32 protein-coding genes are annotated in these 21,339 nt (G+C 58.4%); all 32 read left to right on the top strand.

Annotated features, from left to right (window positions below):
• The first annotated feature begins 179 nt into the window (after window positions 1-179).
• The 32 genes from J3P76_RS03605 (at window position 180) to J3P76_RS03760 (ending at window position 21,336) form a co-directional block, all read left to right on the top strand.
• Window positions 180-512, top strand: a complete 333-nt coding sequence (locus tag J3P76_RS03605; protein ID WP_434701514.1) for a hypothetical protein — start codon at window positions 180-182, stop codon at window positions 510-512.
• Window positions 509-808 (top strand): hypothetical protein, encoded by a 300-nt coding sequence (locus J3P76_RS03610; protein WP_434701516.1) that lies wholly within the window; start codon window positions 509-511, stop codon window positions 806-808. The genes J3P76_RS03605 and J3P76_RS03610 overlap by 4 nt, the downstream gene beginning before the upstream one ends.
• Window positions 808-1,104 (top strand): hypothetical protein, encoded by a 297-nt coding sequence (locus J3P76_RS03615; protein WP_434701517.1) that lies wholly within the window; start codon window positions 808-810, stop codon window positions 1,102-1,104. The genes J3P76_RS03610 and J3P76_RS03615 overlap by 1 nt, the downstream gene beginning before the upstream one ends.
• Window positions 1,101-1,829, top strand: coding sequence for a Rha family transcriptional regulator (locus J3P76_RS03620; protein ID WP_434701519.1), 729 nt, complete (start codon window positions 1,101-1,103; stop codon window positions 1,827-1,829). Before J3P76_RS03615 ends, J3P76_RS03620 begins: the two co-directional genes overlap by 4 nt.
• Window positions 1,826-2,440 carry a hypothetical protein gene (locus J3P76_RS03625; protein WP_434701520.1) on the top strand — a complete coding sequence of 205 codons (615 nt, stop codon included), beginning with the start codon at window positions 1,826-1,828 and terminating at the stop codon, window positions 2,438-2,440. The genes J3P76_RS03620 and J3P76_RS03625 overlap by 4 nt, the downstream gene beginning before the upstream one ends.
• Complete coding sequence (locus J3P76_RS03630; protein ID WP_434701521.1) at window positions 2,437-2,673, top strand: hypothetical protein; 237 nt, start codon at window positions 2,437-2,439, stop codon at window positions 2,671-2,673. The genes J3P76_RS03625 and J3P76_RS03630 overlap by 4 nt, the downstream gene beginning before the upstream one ends.
• Window positions 2,670-3,479 carry a helix-turn-helix domain-containing protein gene (locus tag J3P76_RS03635; RefSeq protein WP_434701522.1) on the top strand — a complete coding sequence of 270 codons (810 nt, stop codon included), beginning with the start codon at window positions 2,670-2,672 and terminating at the stop codon, window positions 3,477-3,479. Before J3P76_RS03630 ends, J3P76_RS03635 begins: the two co-directional genes overlap by 4 nt.
• Entirely contained in the window at window positions 3,476-4,261 is a 786-nt protein-coding gene (locus J3P76_RS03640; RefSeq protein WP_434701523.1) for an ATP-binding protein, read from the top strand. The genes J3P76_RS03635 and J3P76_RS03640 overlap by 4 nt, the downstream gene beginning before the upstream one ends.
• Window positions 4,258-5,634, top strand: a complete 1,377-nt coding sequence (locus tag J3P76_RS03645) for a replicative DNA helicase (protein WP_434701524.1) — start codon at window positions 4,258-4,260, stop codon at window positions 5,632-5,634. The genes J3P76_RS03640 and J3P76_RS03645 overlap by 4 nt, the downstream gene beginning before the upstream one ends.
• Window positions 5,627-5,914 (top strand): hypothetical protein, encoded by a 288-nt coding sequence (locus tag J3P76_RS03650; RefSeq protein ID WP_434701525.1) that lies wholly within the window; start codon window positions 5,627-5,629, stop codon window positions 5,912-5,914. The genes J3P76_RS03645 and J3P76_RS03650 overlap by 8 nt, the downstream gene beginning before the upstream one ends.
• Complete coding sequence (locus tag J3P76_RS03655; protein ID WP_434701527.1) at window positions 5,911-6,294, top strand: antiterminator Q family protein; 384 nt, start codon at window positions 5,911-5,913, stop codon at window positions 6,292-6,294. Before J3P76_RS03650 ends, J3P76_RS03655 begins: the two co-directional genes overlap by 4 nt.
• A gap of 160 nt (window positions 6,295-6,454) precedes the next feature.
• Window positions 6,455-6,925, top strand: a complete 471-nt coding sequence (gvpU, locus tag J3P76_RS03660) for a gas vesicle accessory protein GvpU (protein ID WP_434701528.1) — start codon at window positions 6,455-6,457, stop codon at window positions 6,923-6,925.
• Between the two features lie 62 nt (window positions 6,926-6,987).
• Window positions 6,988-7,290, top strand: coding sequence for a DUF2513 domain-containing protein (locus J3P76_RS03665; RefSeq protein WP_434701529.1), 303 nt, complete (start codon window positions 6,988-6,990; stop codon window positions 7,288-7,290).
• Window positions 7,291-7,378: 88 nt separating this feature from the next.
• Window positions 7,379-7,750, top strand: coding sequence for a chemotaxis protein (locus J3P76_RS03670; RefSeq protein WP_434701531.1), 372 nt, complete (start codon window positions 7,379-7,381; stop codon window positions 7,748-7,750).
• On the top strand, window positions 7,750-8,067 hold the full coding sequence (locus J3P76_RS03675) for a hypothetical protein (RefSeq protein WP_434701533.1): 318 nt from the start codon (window positions 7,750-7,752) through the stop codon (window positions 8,065-8,067). The genes J3P76_RS03670 and J3P76_RS03675 overlap by 1 nt, the downstream gene beginning before the upstream one ends.
• A 45-nt stretch (window positions 8,068-8,112) precedes the next feature.
• Window positions 8,113-8,496 carry an HNH endonuclease gene (locus tag J3P76_RS03680; RefSeq protein ID WP_434701534.1) on the top strand — a complete coding sequence of 128 codons (384 nt, stop codon included), beginning with the start codon at window positions 8,113-8,115 and terminating at the stop codon, window positions 8,494-8,496.
• Window positions 8,497-8,704: 208 nt separating this feature from the next.
• Window positions 8,705-9,367, top strand: coding sequence for a DUF6680 family protein (locus J3P76_RS03685; RefSeq protein WP_434701535.1), 663 nt, complete (start codon window positions 8,705-8,707; stop codon window positions 9,365-9,367).
• An 18-nt stretch (window positions 9,368-9,385) separates the two neighbouring features.
• Complete coding sequence (locus J3P76_RS03690; RefSeq protein ID WP_434701536.1) at window positions 9,386-9,871, top strand: phage terminase small subunit P27 family; 486 nt, start codon at window positions 9,386-9,388, stop codon at window positions 9,869-9,871.
• Window positions 9,871-11,592: a terminase large subunit gene (locus J3P76_RS03695; RefSeq protein ID WP_434701537.1), complete on the top strand. Its 1,722-nt coding sequence runs from the start codon at window positions 9,871-9,873 to the stop codon at window positions 11,590-11,592. The genes J3P76_RS03690 and J3P76_RS03695 overlap by 1 nt, the downstream gene beginning before the upstream one ends.
• Complete coding sequence (locus J3P76_RS03700) at window positions 11,592-12,863, top strand: phage portal protein (protein WP_434701538.1); 1,272 nt, start codon at window positions 11,592-11,594, stop codon at window positions 12,861-12,863. The genes J3P76_RS03695 and J3P76_RS03700 overlap by 1 nt, the downstream gene beginning before the upstream one ends.
• An 18-nt stretch (window positions 12,864-12,881) precedes the next feature.
• Entirely contained in the window at window positions 12,882-13,544 is a 663-nt protein-coding gene (locus J3P76_RS03705; protein WP_434701539.1) for an HK97 family phage prohead protease, read from the top strand.
• A 3-nt stretch (window positions 13,545-13,547) separates the two neighbouring features.
• The gene (locus J3P76_RS03710) at window positions 13,548-14,711 is read left to right on the top strand and encodes a phage major capsid protein (RefSeq protein ID WP_434701540.1); all 1,164 of its coding nucleotides are present in this window, start codon (window positions 13,548-13,550) and stop codon (window positions 14,709-14,711) included.
• A 35-nt stretch (window positions 14,712-14,746) separates the two neighbouring features.
• Entirely contained in the window at window positions 14,747-14,947 is a 201-nt protein-coding gene (locus tag J3P76_RS03715; protein WP_434701541.1) for a hypothetical protein, read from the top strand.
• A complete protein-coding gene (locus tag J3P76_RS03720; RefSeq protein WP_434701542.1) occupies window positions 14,944-15,291 on the top strand; it encodes a head-tail connector protein in 348 nt (115 codons plus the stop codon). Before J3P76_RS03715 ends, J3P76_RS03720 begins: the two co-directional genes overlap by 4 nt.
• 8 nt (window positions 15,292-15,299) lie before the next feature.
• Window positions 15,300-15,662: a phage head closure protein gene (locus J3P76_RS03725; RefSeq protein WP_434701543.1), complete on the top strand. Its 363-nt coding sequence runs from the start codon at window positions 15,300-15,302 to the stop codon at window positions 15,660-15,662.
• Window positions 15,655-16,176 (top strand): hypothetical protein, encoded by a 522-nt coding sequence (locus tag J3P76_RS03730; protein WP_434701544.1) that lies wholly within the window; start codon window positions 15,655-15,657, stop codon window positions 16,174-16,176. The genes J3P76_RS03725 and J3P76_RS03730 overlap by 8 nt, the downstream gene beginning before the upstream one ends.
• A gap of 23 nt (window positions 16,177-16,199) precedes the next feature.
• A complete protein-coding gene (locus tag J3P76_RS03735) occupies window positions 16,200-16,790 on the top strand; it encodes a phage tail terminator protein (RefSeq protein WP_434701545.1) in 591 nt (196 codons plus the stop codon).
• Complete coding sequence (locus J3P76_RS03740) at window positions 16,787-16,993, top strand: DUF2635 domain-containing protein (protein WP_217861829.1); 207 nt, start codon at window positions 16,787-16,789, stop codon at window positions 16,991-16,993. Before J3P76_RS03735 ends, J3P76_RS03740 begins: the two co-directional genes overlap by 4 nt.
• Window positions 16,993-18,489 (top strand): phage tail sheath subtilisin-like domain-containing protein, encoded by a 1,497-nt coding sequence (locus tag J3P76_RS03745; RefSeq protein WP_434701546.1) that lies wholly within the window; start codon window positions 16,993-16,995, stop codon window positions 18,487-18,489. The genes J3P76_RS03740 and J3P76_RS03745 overlap by 1 nt, the downstream gene beginning before the upstream one ends.
• Before the next feature lie 60 nt (window positions 18,490-18,549).
• Window positions 18,550-18,897 carry a phage tail tube protein gene (locus J3P76_RS03750; RefSeq protein WP_217861831.1) on the top strand — a complete coding sequence of 116 codons (348 nt, stop codon included), beginning with the start codon at window positions 18,550-18,552 and terminating at the stop codon, window positions 18,895-18,897.
• On the top strand, window positions 18,894-19,190 hold the full coding sequence (locus J3P76_RS03755; protein WP_434701548.1) for a phage tail assembly protein: 297 nt from the start codon (window positions 18,894-18,896) through the stop codon (window positions 19,188-19,190). The genes J3P76_RS03750 and J3P76_RS03755 overlap by 4 nt, the downstream gene beginning before the upstream one ends.
• A 130-nt stretch (window positions 19,191-19,320) precedes the next feature.
• Window positions 19,321-21,336 carry a phage tail tape measure protein gene (locus J3P76_RS03760; protein ID WP_434701549.1) on the top strand — a complete coding sequence of 672 codons (2,016 nt, stop codon included), beginning with the start codon at window positions 19,321-19,323 and terminating at the stop codon, window positions 21,334-21,336.
• Window positions 21,337-21,339: the final 3 nt, after the last annotated feature.

Raw genomic sequence — 21,339 nt, forward strand, 5'->3', positions numbered from 1 at the left:
GAATGAAGCACGCAGGCGCACCAGAGCTACCAACAACAGGACCGCCCTGATAGCGCGCCTACTCAAACTCTGCTTATGGCATAAGCCAAAAAGCAGAAAACCCGCCTGGCAGCGGGTTCTCAATCGGCACTTGTTGACGCAAGCGCCTAGGTACTACTTCGTCTGTGGAGGACGATTTCATGCACACAAAAAATAGCAGCAACCCACTTGCATCGCAAGCATTGCTTACAGGACTCGTTGGCTTTTGCGATACCCCTATAGACAGCCGAGGCATTCAACTGCTCAACGTCGCAGCCGGCACTAACGCGGAGGATGCAATCCAAACCGCCAAAGTCCTGTCGTCTGGGCTGGGACAGATCTGCCGCCATATGCACGACAGCCTGAACATGGGCGAGATTGCTTATTGCGACGGCATGGCAGCGCTGGGCTTTCTGGCTGAAACGGTCAGTGCGTTGGTCTGGTCGGTTCAGAAGGGCGCGGAGTCCTCACTGGAAGCCGGGGGTGAACAATGAGCGCGCTGACAATCTCCCGCTTCAAAGCCGAAGCCCAGGCGAATCATGACGCGGCCTATTTCGTGGACGCGCTGGCCAAGTTCATCGACATCGTGGGTACCTACGATCCATGCCTTTGTGAGCAGGCGCTCGACGGGTACGTCGTTGGCGGCCTCGTCACCGGTCTGCGTCAGGTTGCCGGCGAAATGATGAACCGCAACAGCGATCTGATCGACCTCCTTGAGAAACAGGAACTCGCGACACAAACCGAGGACGGCCAAAACGTGTCGCACGCTTCTGGCGGGAGGACTTCTTGATGAATAGTCTCAAGATGCAGCTGGCTGTGATTTCAATTGATGGCGAGGTCCTGCGAGACGCGGTGCTGAGTTCGGAGGACATGGCCCGCATGAACGAGGCCCGGGCTGCTTTCAAAGACCTGAGGTCGATTCTGCTCGCTCAGGTTGTGCCGGCCCTCGGTGGGTGGAGTCATCCACTCGCTACCGAAATTGAGCGCCATATCGAAATGGTGACTTTTGGGAGCCGAAACTTCCTTTGGCCGCATCGGCATGCTGGAGCCGCTCATGACGCTATCGATGTGGGGGGCAGCCAATGACCATCGCCAAATTCCAAGGCGGCGATACCGCCACAATGACCTCCCGCGAGATCGCCGAATTGGTCGAGTCCCGCCACGATAGCGTGAAGCGCACCATCGAAAGGCTGGTCGAGCGAAAGGTAATTGGTTCTCCACCAATGGTGGAATACCTCGACGGGCTCGGACGGCCGGCCACTGAGTACCTGTTCTCTGGTGAGAAGGGTAAGCGCGACAGTCTCGTTGTGGTTGCCCAGCTCAGCCCTGAGTTCACTGGCGCGCTGGTTGACCGCTGGCAACACCTGGAGCAGCAGGTTAAGGCGCCAGCTCTGCCCGGCGACTACATCTCAGCCCTAGAGCACCTGCTGGAATCCAAGCGCTCCGAACAGCTGGCGCTCGAGCAGCGTGACCACGCAATCGAGACGAAGGCCCAGATCGGCGCCCGTCGTGAAGCGACGGCAATGGCCACCGCATCCGCAGCCGTGCGTCAGGTCCGGAGGCTCAAAGACGAGCTTGGGCTTGGCACCCGGCAAGCAGCAGTGCTTGCGGTGGAAAAGGCTGTCGGCCGCAAGTTCGGCGTATCCGGCTACGTGCCCCTACGCCGCTGGTGCAAGGATCGCGGCATCACGGCCCCCAAAGTATTCCACCCAACCTTCGGTTCTGTCCGGTGCTGGCCCGCTGGCGCCTGGATGGACGTTTACCAGATTGACCTCGCTGACCTGTTTGGCGCCGATGGAGAACGAGCATGAATACAATCAACCTCGAAGTGGCGCAGAAAATTGCTGGTATCGCCCGCAAAAACCTATCACAGCGCGACATGTTCATTTTGATGCGACGTGTCATCCGTAACAGCCTGAGGCACCAGGCGCAGATCCGAGACGAGCGCCGTATCTTTCGGCGTGAGGCCGCGAAGCTTAAACCGTACCTCCCATTTGCTCAGCGCCAGATGGACATGCTGATCGAGAGGTCCAGGCGGCACCGGGACGATGAGCTGAAGGTCATCAAGCAAGGCCTTGTTGGCTTCGGCTACAACCTGATCCGGGACTCAGAAGGCGCATATGAGTCGATCGGCTTTTCAGGGATGTGCGACCTGCTAAACATCAACCCGGTGCACAGGGAGGAGGCAAGCCAGGACGCAAAAAACCTTGCTGATTTGATCTACGTCGCACGACTGGAGGACAGCGTCAGCCCGAAATCTGAGGCATGGGGGGAGGGGGGGGCGCTGTTCGAGGCCTGCTTCCTGGCCATGATCGAGTGGATAAAAACCGCTCCAGAAGAAGACCTTCCTGATCTGTTCGGCGCGGGCTCCCCGTTCGCTGGTGTGCATGTGGTGCAGGTCAAGAAGGAGACTCTGCAATGACCACCACCACCAAAACAACTACCCGGGATTTGGGCAGTTTGCCCGCCACTGCCGAAGTGGTCGCCGGTCCTTGGCCGAACTATTCGAACTGCCGTCACCTTTCTGAACGCGACCGCTGGGAGGTCTATGGCATGGCCAAGGCTGCCCGCGGCGCCCTGGAGGACCGTGGCGTCGTCATGGCTGAGGCCTATGACGACTTCGTGCGCCGCGTGACGCGGGAGTTGGACATATGACCAACCCTGACATTCTGCGGAAGTTTCAAGGGGTCTGGATTCCGGCCGAGCTTTGGAAGGACCGGACGCTATCAATTACCGAGAAGGTCATGCTGGTGGAAATCGGCAGTCTTGAGGACGACGAAAGGGGTTGCTATGCCAGCAACGCCAAGTTCGCCGAGTTCTTTGATCTGTCGATATCCAGGGTGTCTGAGATCATCAGCGGCCTTGCCGAAAAGCGGTTGGTATCGGTTGAGCAGATCCGAGACGGCGTGCGTGTGGTCGAGCGAAGGATTCGACTGATCCACCCCTTCGGAAAACCGAATACCCCTTCGGAAAACACTTCGAACCCCTTCGGAAAAGACGGTGAACCCCCTTCGGAAAACACGCAGGGGAGTAATACATTACTGAGTAATACATTGAGGGTAATCAAAACCCCTTCCGCTACCGCTCCAGGCAATGGGAAAAAGGCTGCTGGAAAGCCTAGGACTTCGAAGTTCGATCCTCTCTCCGCAAAACCGGCGAACGTTTCAGCAGACGCATGGGCTGGGTTCTGTGAAATGCGCAAGGCGAAGCGGGCACCGTTGACCCTCAGAGCCTGTGAGCAGATCGCCAAGAAGCTGGCCAACCATCCCGACCCCGATGCCGTTCTGGATAAGTCCACCACCAGCAGCTGGTCGGACATCTACCCAGATTCGGTTCTGCCAGGTGCTGGCGCCAAGAACGGCAAGCAGTCCCGCCATACCAATCTGGACCAGATCAACCATGAGGACGGCCTTGAGCGGCAGTCCGACGGCACCTACCGAATTGCGAGCGTGACCCCATGACCACAACACCCAAGTACACCCTGGAAACCCGGGCGGGCGATTGCCGTGAGCATGGCCGCTTTCCTGACAACTTGGTGGCACAGTTCGGCGCCGATCCGGTTTGGTTCGGCTGCCCTCGCTGCCACTTCGATGCTCGTCATTCTCAGGATATGGACCAACGCTCAACGGCGGTAGGCATCCAGCGCGATAGGCTGCTGAACGAGCGCCTGCTCGACGCGGGCATCCCTGAACGCTTCATGGGCTGCACGCTGACCAATTGGAGTGCAGCTACGCCAGCACAGATCCAGGCACTTGCCGCCTGCGGCGGTTTCGTCGAGGCGTTTGAGGAAAACTTCGCCGTTGGCCGATCCGCCATGCTGCTGGGCACGGTGGGCACGGGTAAAACCCACCTGGGCACGGCGATGCTTCAGGCGGTGATCCGGGAATACGCTCTCCACGGCCTGCGGGGGCTTTACTCCACCGCCGGTTCGATCATCCGTGACGTGAAGGCGACGTTTGGCAACCGAGGGCGCACTGAGGCAGACGTTTATGCCGACCTGATCCGTCCCGACCTCCTGGTGATCGATGAGGTGGGCGTCCAGCACGGTACCGACTTCGAGCGTCAGGTGCTGTTCGAAGTTATCAACGGACGGTATGAGCGGGTTAAGCCCACCATCGTGGTGAGCAACCTTGGCGTGACCGAGCTTCGCCAGTGTCTGGGTGATCGCGCTGTAGATCGCCTGAGGGACAAGAGCGGCGTTGTCGTGGTGTTTCGCTGGGCTTCGGCACGAGGTGCAGCATGAGCCGCGAATTGTTCAGCGATGAGGCCGAGTTCGGCGTGCTGGGTGCCATCCTGCTCAAGCCCGAATTGTTCGATGAAATTTCCAGCAAGGTGGCTGTGGCTGACTTCCACGACCTGGAAAGCGCAGCGCTGTATCAAGTCATGATTGATTGCCACGCTGCAGGGATCCCTATCGATGTTGTCACCCTGAGCGATCGTCGGCAGAACCTGCCCAGCGGCACGCCGACGATTGTCCATGCCGGCGAGGTCGCCAGGAACGTCCCAAGCGCTGCCAACTGGAAGGCCTACGCTCGCATCGTTCGAGAGCGGGCAGTTCTTCGGCAGGTGGTGGATGCCGCCTATGTGATCTGTGACACCGCGAACGAAGAGCGCCCGCTTTCGGAGGTTATCGCCATGGCCCAACAAGCTACGGCGGATCTGCGCGACCTGGATGACGACGGCCAGCAGGATTACTACAAGGCAAGCGAAATCCTGCCAGCGGTGGTGGACACCATCGACGCGAAGTACAAGAAGACCATGCCCACGGGCCTTTCTACCGGCTTGGAAAAGCTGGACGAGCTGGTGCGCGGCCTGCGCCCGGGCAACATGGTTGTGATTGGGGGCCTGACGGGCTCTGGCAAAACTATCCTTGGCCTTCAGATAGCCCAACACGTCACCTGCAAGCTCGGCGGCTCCGGCCTGGCGTTCTCCATGGAAATGACCAAGGAGGAACTGATCACCCGCGGCTTGGCTTCCATTGGCGGGATCAACCTGAGCGCGCTCGACAGCGGTGAGCTTGAGGACGATGACTGGCCGAGGCTTACCAGTGCCGCTGGCGAGTTAATGAATGCCCAGCTGTTCGTAAACGACCAGGCCGGCATGACGGTGGCGCGTATCCGTTCTATTGCCCGCCAGTGCCAGCGCCGGGAAGGTCTCAGCATCCTGGTGATCGATTACATCCAGCTGATCAGCGCGGAGAGCAGTTCGAACCGATCTTTGGAGGTGGGGAAAATATCCACAGCTCTGAAGAACTTGGCCAAGGAACTCAAGATTCCAGTAATCGTGCTGGCGCAGCTCAACCGCGGATCGACCAACCGGCCGGACAAGCGACCACGCCCGAGCGATATTCGCGACTCTGGGCAGATCGAACAGGACGCTGATGTCGTGATACTGGTGCATAGGGACATGGAAAGCGAGGAGGGACAGAACGGCGTCACCGAGCTGATCGTCGGCAAGGTTCGTCACGCCCGGGTTGGTTCGTGTCTGGTCCAGCAGCAGGGCAAGTTTGTTCGGTTTGTCGACTTCGAAGGGCAGCCGCCCAGTAACGAGGAAGTCGAGATGGGCAGATCGGGCTACGCCGGCAAGTACGGCAAGGGGAGGAAAGACTATGAGTAACGTCAGAGCAGTACCGTCGCGAAAGGCCATGAGCGATATCGAGTGCCAGTTCCTGAAAATCGCCGGTGAGGAGTTGGCGAAGGTCAAAATGGGCGGCCCGGCCGCGCTGGCGGCTCTGTTGGATATGGTCGCCAGTTGGCACTCGAGCCGGTTGCAGATCGGTTTCCATGATTACGGCCAGCGCTGGCTTCTTGAGGGCAATGCGAAGAAGGCCGCGGCTGACCGCTTGCTTCGAGACCTTTTCGGCCTGAGTGACCCTGACCCGAGGAAAGCAGCATGATGATTCGAAAGCCGTTGCAGCGCCCCCTGGGCGATACCGAGTACATGCTGGAACAGTGGGGCTGGTGGCGCATGGATGGGATGGGTATTCCCAGCTACGCCTCGCCGATGATGGCGATCATGCGGGAGGTGATGCCGGCCACCACCAAGTCCTATGTGATCACGGACGAACTGGCCGGCGTGGTTGATGGAGCGGTGGCCAGGCTCTGCAAGCGAGATCAGCAGATGGGCGACATGATCTGGCTTTACTACGGTGCGAAGTGGGCCGCGGTGCGAGTCGGACGCCAATACGGCATGAGCGAAGGCAAGGCCCGGGAGCTGATCAAGGCCGGCGTCGCATGGGTGGATTGCGTCTTGGAGCGGACGAGGGAGGCAGCTTGAAAAAAAGAGTTGTCCATATGGAATAGCTCTGTTTTCATAGCACCGTGTTCAGCTTTTCAAGCGCGACACCACAGAGAAAGCCCGGCCATTGCGTCGGGCTTTTCGTTTTCTTGGCTTTGGTGTATAGATCTGTCTCTATCCCAGTGGCAAGGAGCTATCAGTGACAGGCGAACAAGTAAAAACGCGCATCGAAGCACTTCGAGAGCAATTTGGTGATGAGATCTACACCAAAACTAAATGGGAGGGGCGGCAAACTGACTGGCTGATCCAATGGTTTGCCAATTTCCTCGATAGCGCCCAGGGAGTCTCGATACCTATGACTTTCACCGTCGGTGGAAATCTAGTTAGTGGTTTTTTGATCTCGGAGGCTGATTATTTTGAGCAGTTAGCGTCTGATTTCTCTGCGGCGCTGCCCCAAGCAGCCAAAGCTGCAGGTGAAGAGTTAATCAAAGCGCTTCAGCCCCAGCCCGCTATCGATGAACATAGTCAGCCGGCCTGCCAATTCGTGCATTTAAAAAGCGCACAAGTATTTGGAGCTTCTTCGCAGCCGGTTCCCATGAGCGGGGCGCTTTGGCGAGGGAAGATATCCAGCGTCGAAGGTTTCAATCTCGGCTCTCTCAGTCAAGACTGATTTAATTATGTTCACAGTCGGCCCCGTCACCGTGCGGGGCTTACACTTCGGCTGAGGTCCATATGCTAGGATCGTTGGCTATCAATATTGCAATAATGGAAAAGAAAATGCGTCGGGATATGGACTTAGTTCGTGATATTTTGCTGCGAATTGAAGGATTAAAGGGCGACTTCAACATTTACTCGATGTACCCCGAATACTTTGATCAATACAAAGTCGTGAAGGGGACCGAAGAGCAGGGTAACCTGGTGATTGCCCATTACGGCTTGCTAGTGAAGAGCGGGTTCGTAGACGGTGTAGCGCAAACCGGTAATGTGCATGGCTTGACGTGGGACGGGCACAATCTCTTGGATAAACTCCGTTAATCCAATCCTTTAACTTCACCTTTATAGCCCGCCTTGAGCGGGTTTTTTCTTGCTCCCTACTTGGGAGATACCAAGGCACGGAGTAACAATGGATCCTACCGACTTCGGCACAGGCACAGCTACCTGGCTGACCGGTAGTGCCACCGTCATTCTTGGAGGTCTTCTATGGCTGCGCAGATTCCTGTCGAAAGATGCCGCTGACCGAGCGATGGACAATGCCGATATCGGTACCGTCCGCCGCTTGAATGAACTGCTCGATTCCGAGCGAACCGCCCGAAAAGAAGCCGAGGCCCGTGCCGACCAATTCGCAAAAGAGCGAAACGATCTGGCCGCTGCCGTCGGCCGCATGGAAGGGAAGATTGAAGCGCTGACCAGCCAGGTCGCCCAGCTCACGGAGCGAGTGACACTGCAGAGCGACGAGATCAACCGCCTGCGGACAAAGCTTGGAGGTGCTGCCTGATGGACAGATGCGCACTGGAATTCATCGCCCGCCGATGGTGGAGACGCACCGAGGTATGGGCCATCGCCGTGTTGTTGGTAGGCGGTGGTGCTGTCCTTGGATACCAAGCCGCGTACTGGTCTCTCGCGGAAAAGCAGAGCAGCCAGGTACAGGACATCCGCAACGCTTATGACGCGGCAATGAACGAGCGTGACCGGCTGCTGGAGGAGCTGACACGCAAGACGGGTACCGCTGCTGAAAAGGCATCAAAGGCCGCAACTACCGCCGCCCAGGCAGCCGACAAGGCAGATGAAGCTCTCAACCGAGTGGGTCAGTGATCGCCTGCTGTGAATGCTTCGCCCAACCAAAATAGGAAATATTTGATGCCCCCAAGACCGCAAAAGCCTTGTGCTGCGTTGGGGTGTCGTGCGCTCACACGCAACCCAAGGTATTGCGATGAGCACGCCGGCTTAGCCACGGCACAGGCAGAGCGTCAGGCTGCCAAGAAGCGTGAGAGCAGCACACAGCGCCTCTACACGTACAAGTGGCAGAAGGCGAGCAAGGGTTTCCTCGCGCGCTACCCGCTGTGTGCTGAGCATGAGCGCCAAGGCGAGGTGGTTGCTGCCACAGAGGTCGACCACATCGTGCCCCATAAGGGTGACGCGACGATCTTCTGGAACCGAAACAACTGGCAGTCTCTGTGCCATAGCTGCCACAGCCGCAAAACGGCCCGTGAGGATGGCGGCTGGGGAAACCCAAGGCGCTGACCAGGCAGAATGCCCGGAAAACAGCCTAGATGAGAGGTATTCCCATCCACGGGGAGGGGGAGGGTCAAAAGTCGAGGGCTTTTGCCTTCTAGACCGTCCGCCCAGCCTTCCTTTCACGACCGCAAAATTAAAAAATCAGGACGTGGAAAAGTGAAGGCTCGCTCACATAGTGGCAGAATGGTGACTCCACACATTGAGGTGTCCCATCATGGATGCAGGTATTTGGCTTGGTCTGAGTACTGTATTTGCTACGCTGCTTGGGCCGGTCCTTGCGGTGCAAGCCCAGAAGTTTTTAGAGGCTAGGCGTGGTTTAAAAGACCAAAAAATGAGAATTTTTAGTACCTTGATGGCTACTAGAGCATCACGGCTTTCTCCCGATCATGTACAAGCATTGAACATGATCGATTTAGCGTTTAACGGCGGGAGTCGCAGTCGGCAACGTACTGAAACTGATGTACTGGACGCTTGGCGAGATTACTTGGATCATTTGAATTCTCGTTTCAACGAGCAATCAGCCGATCGCTGGAATGAGAAACAAAACGAATTTTTGATAACGCTTTTGAGTTCGATGGCTGCGGATCTAGGACTCAGATATGACCGAGTTTTACTTCGGAATGGAGCCTATATTCCCCAAGGTCATATGGATATCGAAAGTGAACAGCACCGCGTGCGTCGACTCGCCATCTCAGTCTTATCAGGGGAGCAACCAATTAGCATGAACGTCACTGGGCTACCGGTTGATCCCCAGTTCGTCAAATCGCAGCTAGAGGTTCAGGCGGGCCTGGCTAGTGTTCTAGCTGGTGAGTCCAGTATCGGTGTGCATATTCAACCCGATAATAGCCCTCCACGGACGATTGAACATAACAATTAACGTATTAGGAGGCGCGCGATGGGTGGCACCGCCACGGTCGCCGGCCGTGGTCGCAAACCCAAGCCGACGGCCCAGAAGAAACTCGCTGGGAACCCCGGTAAACGGGCCTTGAACGAGGCTGAGCCGCAGTTTTCCACCGTCACAAATATTGACCCGCCGGACTGGCTGAGCTCTCGGGCTGCGACCATGTGGCGGATGCTGATACCTGAGTTATTGCGCGAGCATGTTGTTGCGCTCACTGATTTGCACAACGTCGAAGCGTTCTGCACTGCCTACGACAAGTGGCGGATGGCAGAAGAGGCGGTCCAGCAGTTCGGCATCGTGGTCGAGTCAGCCCAGGGCAGCCCCATGAAAAACCCGGCACTCACCGCAGCGAACGAATCCATGCGGCAACTGGTGACCTTCGGCTCGCTGCTGGGCCTGGACCCGTCCAGTCGCACCAGGATCATCGGTGGTAACAAGCAAACCTCAACCAACGAATTCGCCAAACTACTGAGTTCCTGATGACCAAAGCCGCGCACGCCAACGTCGACAAGGCGATGGCGTGGGCTCGGTCTGTACTGCGGGGGAAGGTACCGGCGTGCCGATATATCCATCAGGCGATTCAACGCCACTTCGATGACCTGGCCGCTAGCCGAAAGCGCGCATTTCGCTTCAAGTTCGATCCAGCAAAGGCGGAGAAGAAGCTGAAGCTGATCCAACTCCTGCCCCACACAAAGGGTGAGTGGGCATTCAAGCGTCAGTTGATATCGCTGGAGCCTTGGCAGTTGTTCGGCCTGGCGGTGACGTTCGGTTGGGTCAAGAAGAAGGGCGGGCACCGCCGGTTCCGCGAGAGCTACTGGGAAGTGCCGCGCAAGAACGGGAAGTCTGTTGTCGCCGGCGGTGTGGGCATCAGCATGTTCGTTGCAGACGGGGAGTTTGGCGCCGAGGTGTACGCCGGCGCGACAACCGAGAAGCAGGCGTGGGAGGTGTTCCGGCCGGCCAAGCTGATGGTCAGTAAGTCGCCCATGCTGGTCGAGGCCGCCGGCATCGAGGTCAACGCCTCGAACATGAACATTCCCGCGGACTTCAGTCGCTTCGAGCCGCTGATTGGCAACCCAGGTGACGGCGCTTCACCAAGTTGCGCAATTGTCGACGAGTATCACGAGCACCCGACTTCGGCCCAGTACGACACCATGCTTACCGGCATGGGCGCCCGTCGGCAGCCGCTGATGTTCATCATCACCACGGCGGGTGCCGACATTGAAGGGCCGTGCTACGACAAGCGCCGTCAGGTTGTAGAAATGCTGGCTGGAACCGTGCCCGACGAAGAGCTCTTCGGCTGGATATGGACGCTGGATGAAGGCGACGACTGGACAGATCCGAAAATGCTGGCCAAGGCCAATCCTAATCATGGGGTTTCGGTGTTCCAGGAGTACCTGGAGAGTCAGCAAGCCAGGGCAATTCGCTCGGCTCGCTTCGCGAATACCTTCAAAACCAAGCACCTCAACCTCTGGGTAAGCGCGAAGTCCGGTTTTTTCAACATGGAGGACTGGAAATCGTGCGAAGACACCACGCTCACGCTAGAGCAATTCGAGGGTCAGGAGTGGAATGCCGGCTTCGACTTGGCGCGAAAGCTGGACATGAACTCTCGGGCGCGACTTTTCTGGCGTGTCATCGATGGAAAAACTCATTACTACAGCGTGGGCCCCAAGTTCTGGGTGCCATACGACACCGTCTATCACAGTGACAACAAACGCATGACGGAGCGTTTTCAAGCGTGGATCAACTCTGGTCATCTGGAGGTCACGGACGGTGCAGAGATCGACTATCGGGAAATCCTCGAGGACACGAAGGAAGCCAATCATCATGCGCCGCTTCGGGAGTCCCCAATCGATCCTCATGGGGCGACAGGTTTGAGCCACGATCTCGACGACGAAGGTTTCAACCCGATCACCATTACTCAGAACTACACAAACATGTCGGACCCCATGAAGGAACTGGAGGCGGCCATCACCGCAGGCCGGTTTCATCATGACGGTAACCCGATCATGACCTGGTGTATCGGTAACGTGATCGGCAAAAACCTGCCAGGTAACGATGACGTTGTCCGCCCGATTAAGCAGGGCGACGACAACAAGATAGATGGCGCGGTGGCGCTGATCATGACGATAGGCCGGATACTCGCGAATGCGGATATCCAGGGTTCTGTCGACGACTTCCTATCCAGACCGATGAGCATGTAATGGCAGAGACCGACTACAGCATTGACCTGCGCACCCGCAGCCCCTTTTGGGCGCGCATGGCGAGCTTCTTCGTCGGCGGACGGCTCGTCACTCCCGAGAAAGGTTCGCAGACTGGGCCGGTGTCAGCATCCGGTGTGGTGGGTGACTCAGTCGTCAACGATGAGCGCTCGTTGCAGATATCTACGGTTTTCGCCTGCGTCCGATTGATCTCGAGTGTTACGGCTTGCATGCCCTTGGACGTATTTGAGACCAAGGGGGATAACCGAAAGAAGGTTGGTTTGGACAATCCGTTGGCGCGACTTCTGCGATACAGCCCGAATCAATACATGACGGCGTTCGACTTCCGCGTTTCGATGACCATGCAGCTTTGCTATTACGGCAACGCTTACGCCTTGATCGAGCGGAACAGCGTCGGCGACGTGATAAGCCTCGTTCCCCTCATGTCGGTAAACATGGATGTCCGACTCGAAGGGAAGCGAGTTGTCTACCGGTACCGCCGTGACAGCGAATATGCCGACTTCAAACAGAGTGAAATTTTCCACCTCAAGGGCTTTGGATTCAACGGACTGGTCGGTCTTTCGCCTATCGCATTTGCCGCCAAGACCGCCGGCGTAGCGGTGGCGATGGAGGATCAGCAGCGCGACTTCTACGCGAATGGTGCGAAGTCTCCCCAGTTGCTGATGACGGGGGAAGGGAAGGTCCTCAACAAGGACCAGCGAGCCCAGGTTGAGGAAAACTTCAAGGAAATATCCGGCGGCCCAGTCAAGAAACGACTGTGGATTCTGGAGGGTGGTTTCACGACGCAAGCCATCGGTGTGAGCCCGCAAGATGCCGAAACAATGGCTGCAAGGAAATTTCAAGTTAGCGAACTTGCGAGATTCTTTGGTGTGCCACCGCACCTGGTGGGCGACGTTGAAAAGTCCACAAGCTGGGGGTCAGGCATTGAGCAGCAAAACCTCGGGTTTCTTCAGTACGCACTCGATCCCTACTTGGAGATTTGGGAAGGCTGCATTCTTCGCTGGCTTGTAAAGCCCCAAGACCTAGGCGTGATACACGCCGAGCACAACCGCGACGGCCTGCTGAGTGGTGATTCTACCGCCCGTGCGAATTACATGAAGACTTTGGTAGATACGGGCCTTCTGACTATCAACGAGGGAAGACGGGTGAACAACCGGCCTCCAGTGCCAGGCGGTGATGTTGCGACCCGTCAATCACAAAACGTACCGCTTACCCAACTCGGCCAAACGAACCCCGCACCCAGCGGGGTTTAGTTTTTCTGGAGCTACCCAATGTCCAATATTCAAAAGACCTTGGCCTTTGATCAGGTCGAGATCAAGTTCGATTCGTCTGGAAAAACGGGGACGTTCGAGGGCTACGCGAGTGTCTTCGGCGTGGTCGACAGCGATGGCGACATCATCATGCCTGGCGCTTTCAAAAAAGCGCTATCAAGCCAAAGCCGTCAGGTTGGAATGTTCTTCAACCATCGCACCTGGGAGCTTCCTGTAGGCAAATGGCTGTCGCTGGAGGAGGACAGCAAGGGCCTGCTTACCCGTGGCGAATTGACCCCGGGGCTATCGATGTCTACCGATCTACGCGCCGCTATGGAGCACAAGACGGTTGAAGGGATGTCTGTCGGATTCACGGTCCTGAAGGACGGCTTCGACCTGATCGGCACCGGGCGCGCCTTCAAAAGTGTGCAAGACCTGCGTGAGATCAGCATCTGCACCTTCCCAGCCAATGAGCAGGCAACCGTCGAGTCCATGAAGAGCCTGGAGTCGATCACCACTATTCGTGATCTAGAGCACTGGCTGAGGGATTCGGCCGGACTTTCTAAGTCGCAAGCCCTGGGCTTCATTGCCCGGATCAAGTCCGCAGTTCGGAGCGATTCCGAAGGTGGCGAAATCACCGCGATTCTCAATCGCCTCAAAACCTTCCCAACTGTAGGAAACTGAACCATGTCCGAATTGGCCCAGATCCAAAAGGCAATCGAAGACGCGCAAACGAACATGACCCAACTGTTCGAGGCGCAGAAGAAGGAAATCACCGAGACCGGCGCGATCAGCAAAAAGCTGCAAACCGACCTCCAAACCGTTCAAGAAGAACTGACCAAGTCCGGAACCCGACTGTTCGACCTCGAGCAGAAGCTGGCCAGCGGTAACCTAGACAACCCCGAAACCAAAAAGTCATTCGCCGAGCAGACCGCGCTGGATCTGCAAAAGTCCTGGGATGGAAAGTCGTCGGGCAAGGTTGACGTCAAGAGCTTCAACAAACAGCTCGGCAGTGGTGCAGGTTCTGCTGGCACCCTGATTGAGCCGCAGCGCAACGCCGGTATTTTGATGCCAGGCCTGCGCCGCCTGACCATTCGCGACCTGCTCGCCCAAGGCCGCATCAGTTCGAACTCGCTGGAATATGTTCGGGAGAACATTTTCACCAACAGTGCAGCGCCAGTCGCAGAGGGCACGCTGAAACCAGAGTCCAACCTGACCTTCACCAAGGAAACCGCGAACGTCAAAACTATCGCCCACTGGATCCAGGCATCTCGCCAGGTCATGGACGATGCACCGATGCTCGAGTCCTACGTAAACAATCGCCTGCTATTCGGCCTCGCGCTGGTCGAAGAAGGTCAACTGCTGAATGGCGACGGTACCGGCGACAACCTCGTCGGCCTGAACACCGTTGCCACCGCGTACGACGCAACCCTGAACGTCACCGGCGATACCCGTGCAGACAAAATCGCTCACGCCATTTTCCAGACCAGTGAGTCAGAGTTTGAAGCCTCCGGCATCATCCTTAACCCTCGCGATTGGCATGCGATCGCTCTGCTGAAAGATGCCGAGGGACGCTACATTTTCGGCGGTCCGGCTGCTTTTGCTGCGAAGGTGATGTGGGGCTTGCCGGTCGTAGCGACCAAGGCCCAAGCATTGGGCACCTTCACTGTCGGCGGCTTCGACCTGGCTTCCCAAGTCTGGGACCGCATGGATGCAACCGTTGAAGTAAGCCGCGAAGACCGCGACAACTTCGTGAAGAACATGCTGACCATTCTTTGTGAAGAGCGTCTGGCCCTGGCGCACTACCGGCCAACCGCGATCATCACCGGTCCTTTCGCCACCGCACCGTAATCGAGGGCGGGGCAGGCAACTGCCCCGTTTGAACCATGATCAAGATTCGCGCGTTGCGCCAGTTTTCACACTATCACGCCGGTAACTTCAGCCAGTTCGAGACCCGAGAGGTTAAGGAAGAATATGCCGAGGCACTGATCGGAATGGAGTTGGCGGAGTACGTCGATGGACCTGCGGCGAGATCGGAGTCAGGCCACGAAAAAGTGCCGCCCAAGAAACCAGGTACTAAAAAATGAGCGTAGCCCTTGCGGAACTGCTCTCTATCGAGTTGATCCGCAGGCATCTGCGCGTTGACCATCTCGACGAAGACGACCTGATCCTGCTGTATGCGGAGTGTGCTCTGGCATGGGCTCTTTGGTACTGCGACAACCCGAACCTGGTCGCTGCTCAGGACTTTCCAGCAAGCTTCAAGGGTGCTCTCCTGCTGCTTATCTCCCACTCGTATGCAAATCGTGAAGCGGTGGTGCTCGGTAGTTCAGGGACGGATGTTGCGACCTTGCCCCTCGGGGTTGAAGCGCTTCTATGGTCCTCAAGGAATTTCAGAGGGCCGCCTGATCCTGACCCTGAAACTCAACCGTAGGGGGAGTCATGGCTTATAGAGATTTGGGGGCGGGCGAACTGGACCGGCGCATCGTGATCCGCCAGCGCTCCGACCTTCCGGCAAGCGACATGGGCCTCGACTCTGTGATTCTCGAGCCGACACCTCGCTGGGCGAGAATCGAAGCCGTAGGCACTGCTGTTTATACGGAAGGGGTTCAAACTGATAACAAGATCACCCACAGGATATTCATTCGATACATGACTGGGATCACTACCCAGCATGAGATCGTCGAAGGCGGTGTGATCTATCGTGTGAAGCGAAACGCCCAGATGAATGGGCGAAAGCGCTTCACCATCATCGAAGTAGAAGAACTCGGGCCGGCCAAGGCTGGAGGGGGCATCTATGTCTAACTCCGCCTCGATCGACGGATACCTGCACGTCGAGGGTTTCGACAACTTCGAGCGCGATGCCTTCGACAAGCGAAAGATCCGGGCGGGCATGCGTAAGGTCGGCCTGCTGATCACCCAGCGCGCCCAGATGAACCTGGTGCTGGGCAAAGGCCAGGAGGGCTACCCAATCAATCGGACCGGGGCGACGGTCGAATCGGTTTCCTTCAAGGTGTCCCGCTCCGGCTTCCTGGTGCGGATCTCCCCAACCAAAACGTCGGCCATGGAAGAGTTCTATCCGGCCTATCTGCACTACGGCGTGAAGAAGGGCAGGAAGCTCGGAAAGCTCGCTCCCGGCCAAGGCAAAGGCCGTTCCAATCGAAGGGCAAAGGGAGTTAGAGCTGCTGCCCTGGCTGAGCGCGCTGCTGGGGAGTGGCGCATCAAGCCTCGCGACAACTACATGGCCGACGCCCTGCAGGACTCGGCCTCGCAAGTTCAATCGATTCTCTCGGCAGCATTCGCCGCCGCCCTGGGCTGATCACTGCCCCAACGGACTCAAGCATGAAACTGAACCCCATCGTTGCCCATCTGCGGCTGACGTGCCCAACCTTTGCCGGCCGAGTTTCTGGCGGTATCGACTGGGACGCTGTCGTTGACAGTGCCCAGCTCGCGCTACCGGCTGCTTACGTCATCGCCACGGCGGATGCGGCAGAGCCGAGCAAAGCGCAGAACATGGTGCTTCAGGCCATCACTGATCAGTTCAACGTGGTGATCGTCCTGGCAACCTCCGACGAGCGCGGGCAAGACGATAACGACCTGCTGCACGACATCCGTGCCGAGCTGTGGCGCTCACTGGTTGGCTGGGAGCCTGGTCCGGAATACAACCGCATCGAATACGGAAAGGGCGCGTTACTGCATATCAGTCGGGCCCGCGTCGTTTATCAGTTCACCTTCTTTTCCGAATTCCAGCTTGGCCGAAACCATGCGAGCGACCCGCCAGAGACTTGGCAGGAATACGTGCTGGACGGCCTGCCGGGCTTCACCGGCGCAAACATCAACATGGACTGCATCGACCCGGCAGACCCGAACCTGAAACGACCCGGCCCGGACGGGCGCATCGAAGCGCAATTCACTGGAGACGTAACACCATGACCAATCGCATCACTGTGGTGCCGGCCTCTGGCCGTTCTGTGCCCGACCCCGAGGCCGGCGACTTGCTGCCCAAGGAAGGCCGCGAGGTTCCAGACAACGCATGGTGGCGCCGCCGTCAGGCCGATGGCGACGTGACTCTGAAAGCCGACAAGGCCCCATCCACCAAAGCCGGCGCGCCGGCGAAAGCTGAGGAAGCGCAATAATGGCTATCGGATTCAGCAACATCCCGGCCGATATCCGGGTGCCGTTGTTCTACGCGGAAATGGATAACTCGGCGGCCAACAGCGCATCGTCGGCCATGCGCCGCTTGATCGTCGGCCAGGTCAATGACAACGCGACCAGCGAAAGCATCGGCCAGTTGGTTCTGGTATCCAGCGTGGCGCTGGCGAAGGAAATCGGCGGCCAAGGCTCCATGCTAGCCGCGATGTACGAAACCTGGCGCAAAGTTGACCCGATCGGCGAAATCTGGTGTCTGCCGTTGCAGAACGACACCGGTTCCGTGGCGACGTCGACCGTCACCATCACTGGAGCGGCGACCGAGGCTGGCCTGCTGAACCTGTATGTCGGTGGTACCCGGGTGCAGTCGGTCGTAGCATCGGCGGCAACCCCAACGGTGGCCGCAGCTGCCTTGGCGGTGAAGATCAACGCAACGCCAGACCTGCCCGTTACCGCTGCGGCGGTCGCCGGTGTGGTTACCTTGACCTGCAAATGGACGGGCGAAAGCGGTAACGACATCTCTATCGCCATGAACCGCCTGGGTAAGTCCAACGGCGAGATGACCCCGGCTGGCCTGACGGTCGTCACCACAGCAATGGCCGGTGGCGTCGGCGTGCCGGATCAGGTGGACGCCGCGGCGGCCCTGGGCGATGAGCCGTTCGAATTCATCTGCATGCCATGGACCGACACGACCAGCCTGAACGTCTGGAAGGACACGATGGACGACAACACCGGTCGCTGGTCCTGGGCCAAGCAGTTGTTCGGCCACGTCTACAGCGCCAAGCGCGGCACCATCGGCACGCTGGTAGCGGCAGGCCAGGCGCGCAACGACCAGCACGTCACCATCCAGGCCGTCGAGGCGGGCGTTCCGCAGCCGGTATGGGTGCAGGCGGCCGCATTGGCTGGGCGCACGGCCGTGTTCATTTCAGCGGACGCCAGCCGGCCCACCCAGAGCGGGAGCCTGCCGGGCCTGGACTCAGCGCCGGCCAGTGAGCGGTTCACCCTGACCGAGCGTCAGTCCTTGCTGACCTACGGCATCGCCACAGCGTATTACGAGGGCGGTTACGTGCGGATTCAGCGCTCGATCACCACCTACCAGAAAAACCCTTTCGGCCAGGCGGATAACTCCTACCTGGACAGCGAGACCATGCACCAGTCGGCGTTCATCATCCGCCGGATGCGCAGCGTGATCACCAGCAAGTACGGACGCCACAAACTGGCGAGCGACGGCACTGCGTTCGGCGCCGGCCAGCCGATCGTCACCCCGGCGGTTATCCGTGGAGAGCTGATCGCGCAATACGCCAAGCTCGAGCTGGAAGGACACGTGGAGAATGCCGAACTGTTCGCGCAGCACCTGGTGGTGGAGCGCGACACGCAGGACCCGAGCCGGGTCAACGTGCTGTTCCCGCCGGACTATATCAACGGCCTGCGCGTCTTCGCCTTGCTCAACCAGTTCCGCCTGCAATACGACGAAGCGGCGTAACCCCGACCCACGACATCCAGCCCGCCCAGTGCGGGCTTTTTCATTCTGGAGACACAGACCATGGGTCAAAAAGTAGCGGGCACCGTCTACGTCAAAGTGGACGGCGAACAGCTGATCATCACCGGTGGCGCCGAAGCCCCGTTGATGGACGTGAAACGAGAAACGGTCTACCCGGGCTATTACAAGGAAGAGGCAATGACCCCTTCCCTGAAGGTGACAGCGGTGCACACGCCGAACTTCCCGATCAAGGCGCTCACCAACGGTCGCGACATGACCGTGACCTGCGAATTCAGCAACGCATCGGTCTATGTGTTGGCCGGCGCCTACCTGGTGGACGAACCATCGTCGAAGGGCGACGACGGCACCATTGAACTGCAATTCGACGGCATCAAAGGGAGCTGGCAATGAGTCACGTTCAGAAACTTCAGGTCGCGATCGAGGCCCACGGTGAGCCGCTGACCGAGCTCTCCTTGCGCCGGCCCACCGTGCAGGAAGTGCGGACGATCAAGGCGCTGCCGTACAAGATCGACAAAAACGAAGAAGTCAGCCTGGACATGGACGTTGCCGCGAAATACATCGCGGTCTGCGCCGGCATTCCACCGTCGTCGGTCAACCAGTTGGACCTGTCCGACCTGAACGCCCTGAGTTGGGCGGTTGCCGGTTTTTTCATGAGTGCGGCGTCGCAGCCATCGGCGACCTGATTGCAGCCGCCTATGACCTGGCCTGGTTCTGGAAGGTTGACCCCGAACAGATGATGGCCAGGCCACTGGATGTGCTCCGCGAATCGCTGGAGCACGCCCAACGAATTAACGCAGCCCAGCAGGTGCAGTGATGGCGGATAAGTTTCAGCTCAAGGCGTTGATCACCGGCGTCGACAAGCTATCGCCGACGCTGGCGGGCATTCGCAAAAACGTTGCGGGTTTTCGCAAGCAGATGAACAGTTCGGGCCTGGGCAACATCGGCTTCAAGGATCTGGTCCAGGGCGGCGCGTTTGCTGCGCCATTCATTGCCGGGGCCAGAGCGGCGATGGAATTCGAAACGGCCATGGCCGACGTTCGAAAAGTCGTCGACTTCGAGACGCCCAAGCAATTCGAGCAGATGGGACAGGATGTCCTGGACATGTCCGAGCGGCTGCCAATGGCGGCTACTGGCATCGCGGCTATCGTCGCCGCTGGCGGCCAGGCCGGATTCGCCGCAGGTGAGTTAAGGCAATTCGCTGAAGACGCGGTGAAGATGGGTATCGCGTTCGACCAGACCGCCGAGCAATCGGGCGACATGATGGCGAAGTGGCGGACGTCCTTCAAACTGACGCAGCCTGAAGTCGTAAAGCTGGCTGATCAGATCAACTATTTGAGCAACGTTGGGCCGTCTTCGGCGGCGCAGATCTCCGACATTGTGACCCGCATCGGTCCGTTGGGCGCTATCGCTGGTCTTGCCTCCGGACAGATCGCCGCCATGGGCGCGACCCTTGCGGGTGTGGGCGTGCCCAGCGAGGTCGCCGCCACCGGCATGAAGAACTTCATGCTGGCCCTGACCAAGGGTAGCGCTGCTACCAAGCAACAGGCCGAGGCATTCAGGTCGCTGCGCCTGGATGTGAAGGATGTGTCCAAGAGCATGCAGAAGGATGCCCAGGGCACCATCGAGGATGTGCTTGAGCGCATCGCGAAGGTTGACCCAGCCAAGCAGGCTGGCCTGCTGACTCAGTTGTTCGGTAGCGAGTCGGTGACCGCGATCGCTCCGCTGTTGACCAACCTCGATCTTTTGAAGAAGAGCTTCGACGCGGTGGGTGCCGGCGGCAAATTTGCCGGCTCCATGGAAGCAGAGTTCACCGCGCGCTCCAAGACCACAGCAAATGCCATGCAACTGCTGACCAACAAGGTCAATCGGCTTGGCGTAGAGGTGGGTAGCGCTTTGCTCCCGCCATTCAACGATTTCATGACGCTGGTAGGTCCGCTCGTTTCTGAGCTTGCTTCGCTTGCCTCTCAGCACCCTGGGTTGATCAAGGGCGTGCTCGGCGCGGCGGTGGCCTATGGCGCGCTGCGTGTCGCGGTCACCGCGGCAATCTTTGTCATGAAGCTGCTCGACGGAACCATGAAGCGATCCATTGTGGGCTTGGCTGTCATGGGCATCGCGTTGGCAGCTGGGGTGCTGATCGCCAACTGGTCAACCGTCGCGCCGTATTTTCAGCGCGTTTGGCAGCTTATCCAGGTGCCGGTGCTCGCGGCTTGGGATCTGTTGAAGGCCTTCGCAAATTGGGGCCCCATCGCGCTCATCAGAGAGAACTGGGAACCACTGACCGAACTGTTCGGTGCTACCTGGAACCTACTCATGGCGCTCTCAACTCCGGTGATGGACTACCTCAAGACCATGTTCGACTGGTCGCCTCTGGGGATGATCATCAACAACTGGGGCTCGATCACGGCTTGGTTCCAGCAGCTCTGGGAAAAGCTGCGACCTATCATCGAGCCGATCATGAAGTGGTTCGGCGGAGGGGAGGGTGGCGAAGGCATCATCCAGAACGCCACGGACAAGGTGAACGCTTTCACTGAAGCCCAGCAAAAACGGAACGCTGGCGCCGGAGGCGGTACCGGTGAGTTGCTGCTGGCGGACGCCACTCAATCAGCCGCCGCCCGCCAAGCCATGAACAATCAGGCGTTCGGGATCAGCAACAACCAGCTCCTACAGCAGACCGCAGCCACCAACGGGCAAAAGCTCAACGGCGAACTCAACATCAACCTGAACGGCGCACCGCCGGGCACGACGATCGAGCAGCCGAAAACCAACCAGCCGGGGCTGAACATCAAGCCCAACGTCGGTACCCGTACCGTGGGCGTCATGAAGGGGTAAACC

It is taken from the genome of Pseudomonas sp. D1-36 (assembly GCF_051132205.1).
Taxonomy (GTDB): domain Bacteria; phylum Pseudomonadota; class Gammaproteobacteria; order Pseudomonadales; family Pseudomonadaceae; genus Aquipseudomonas.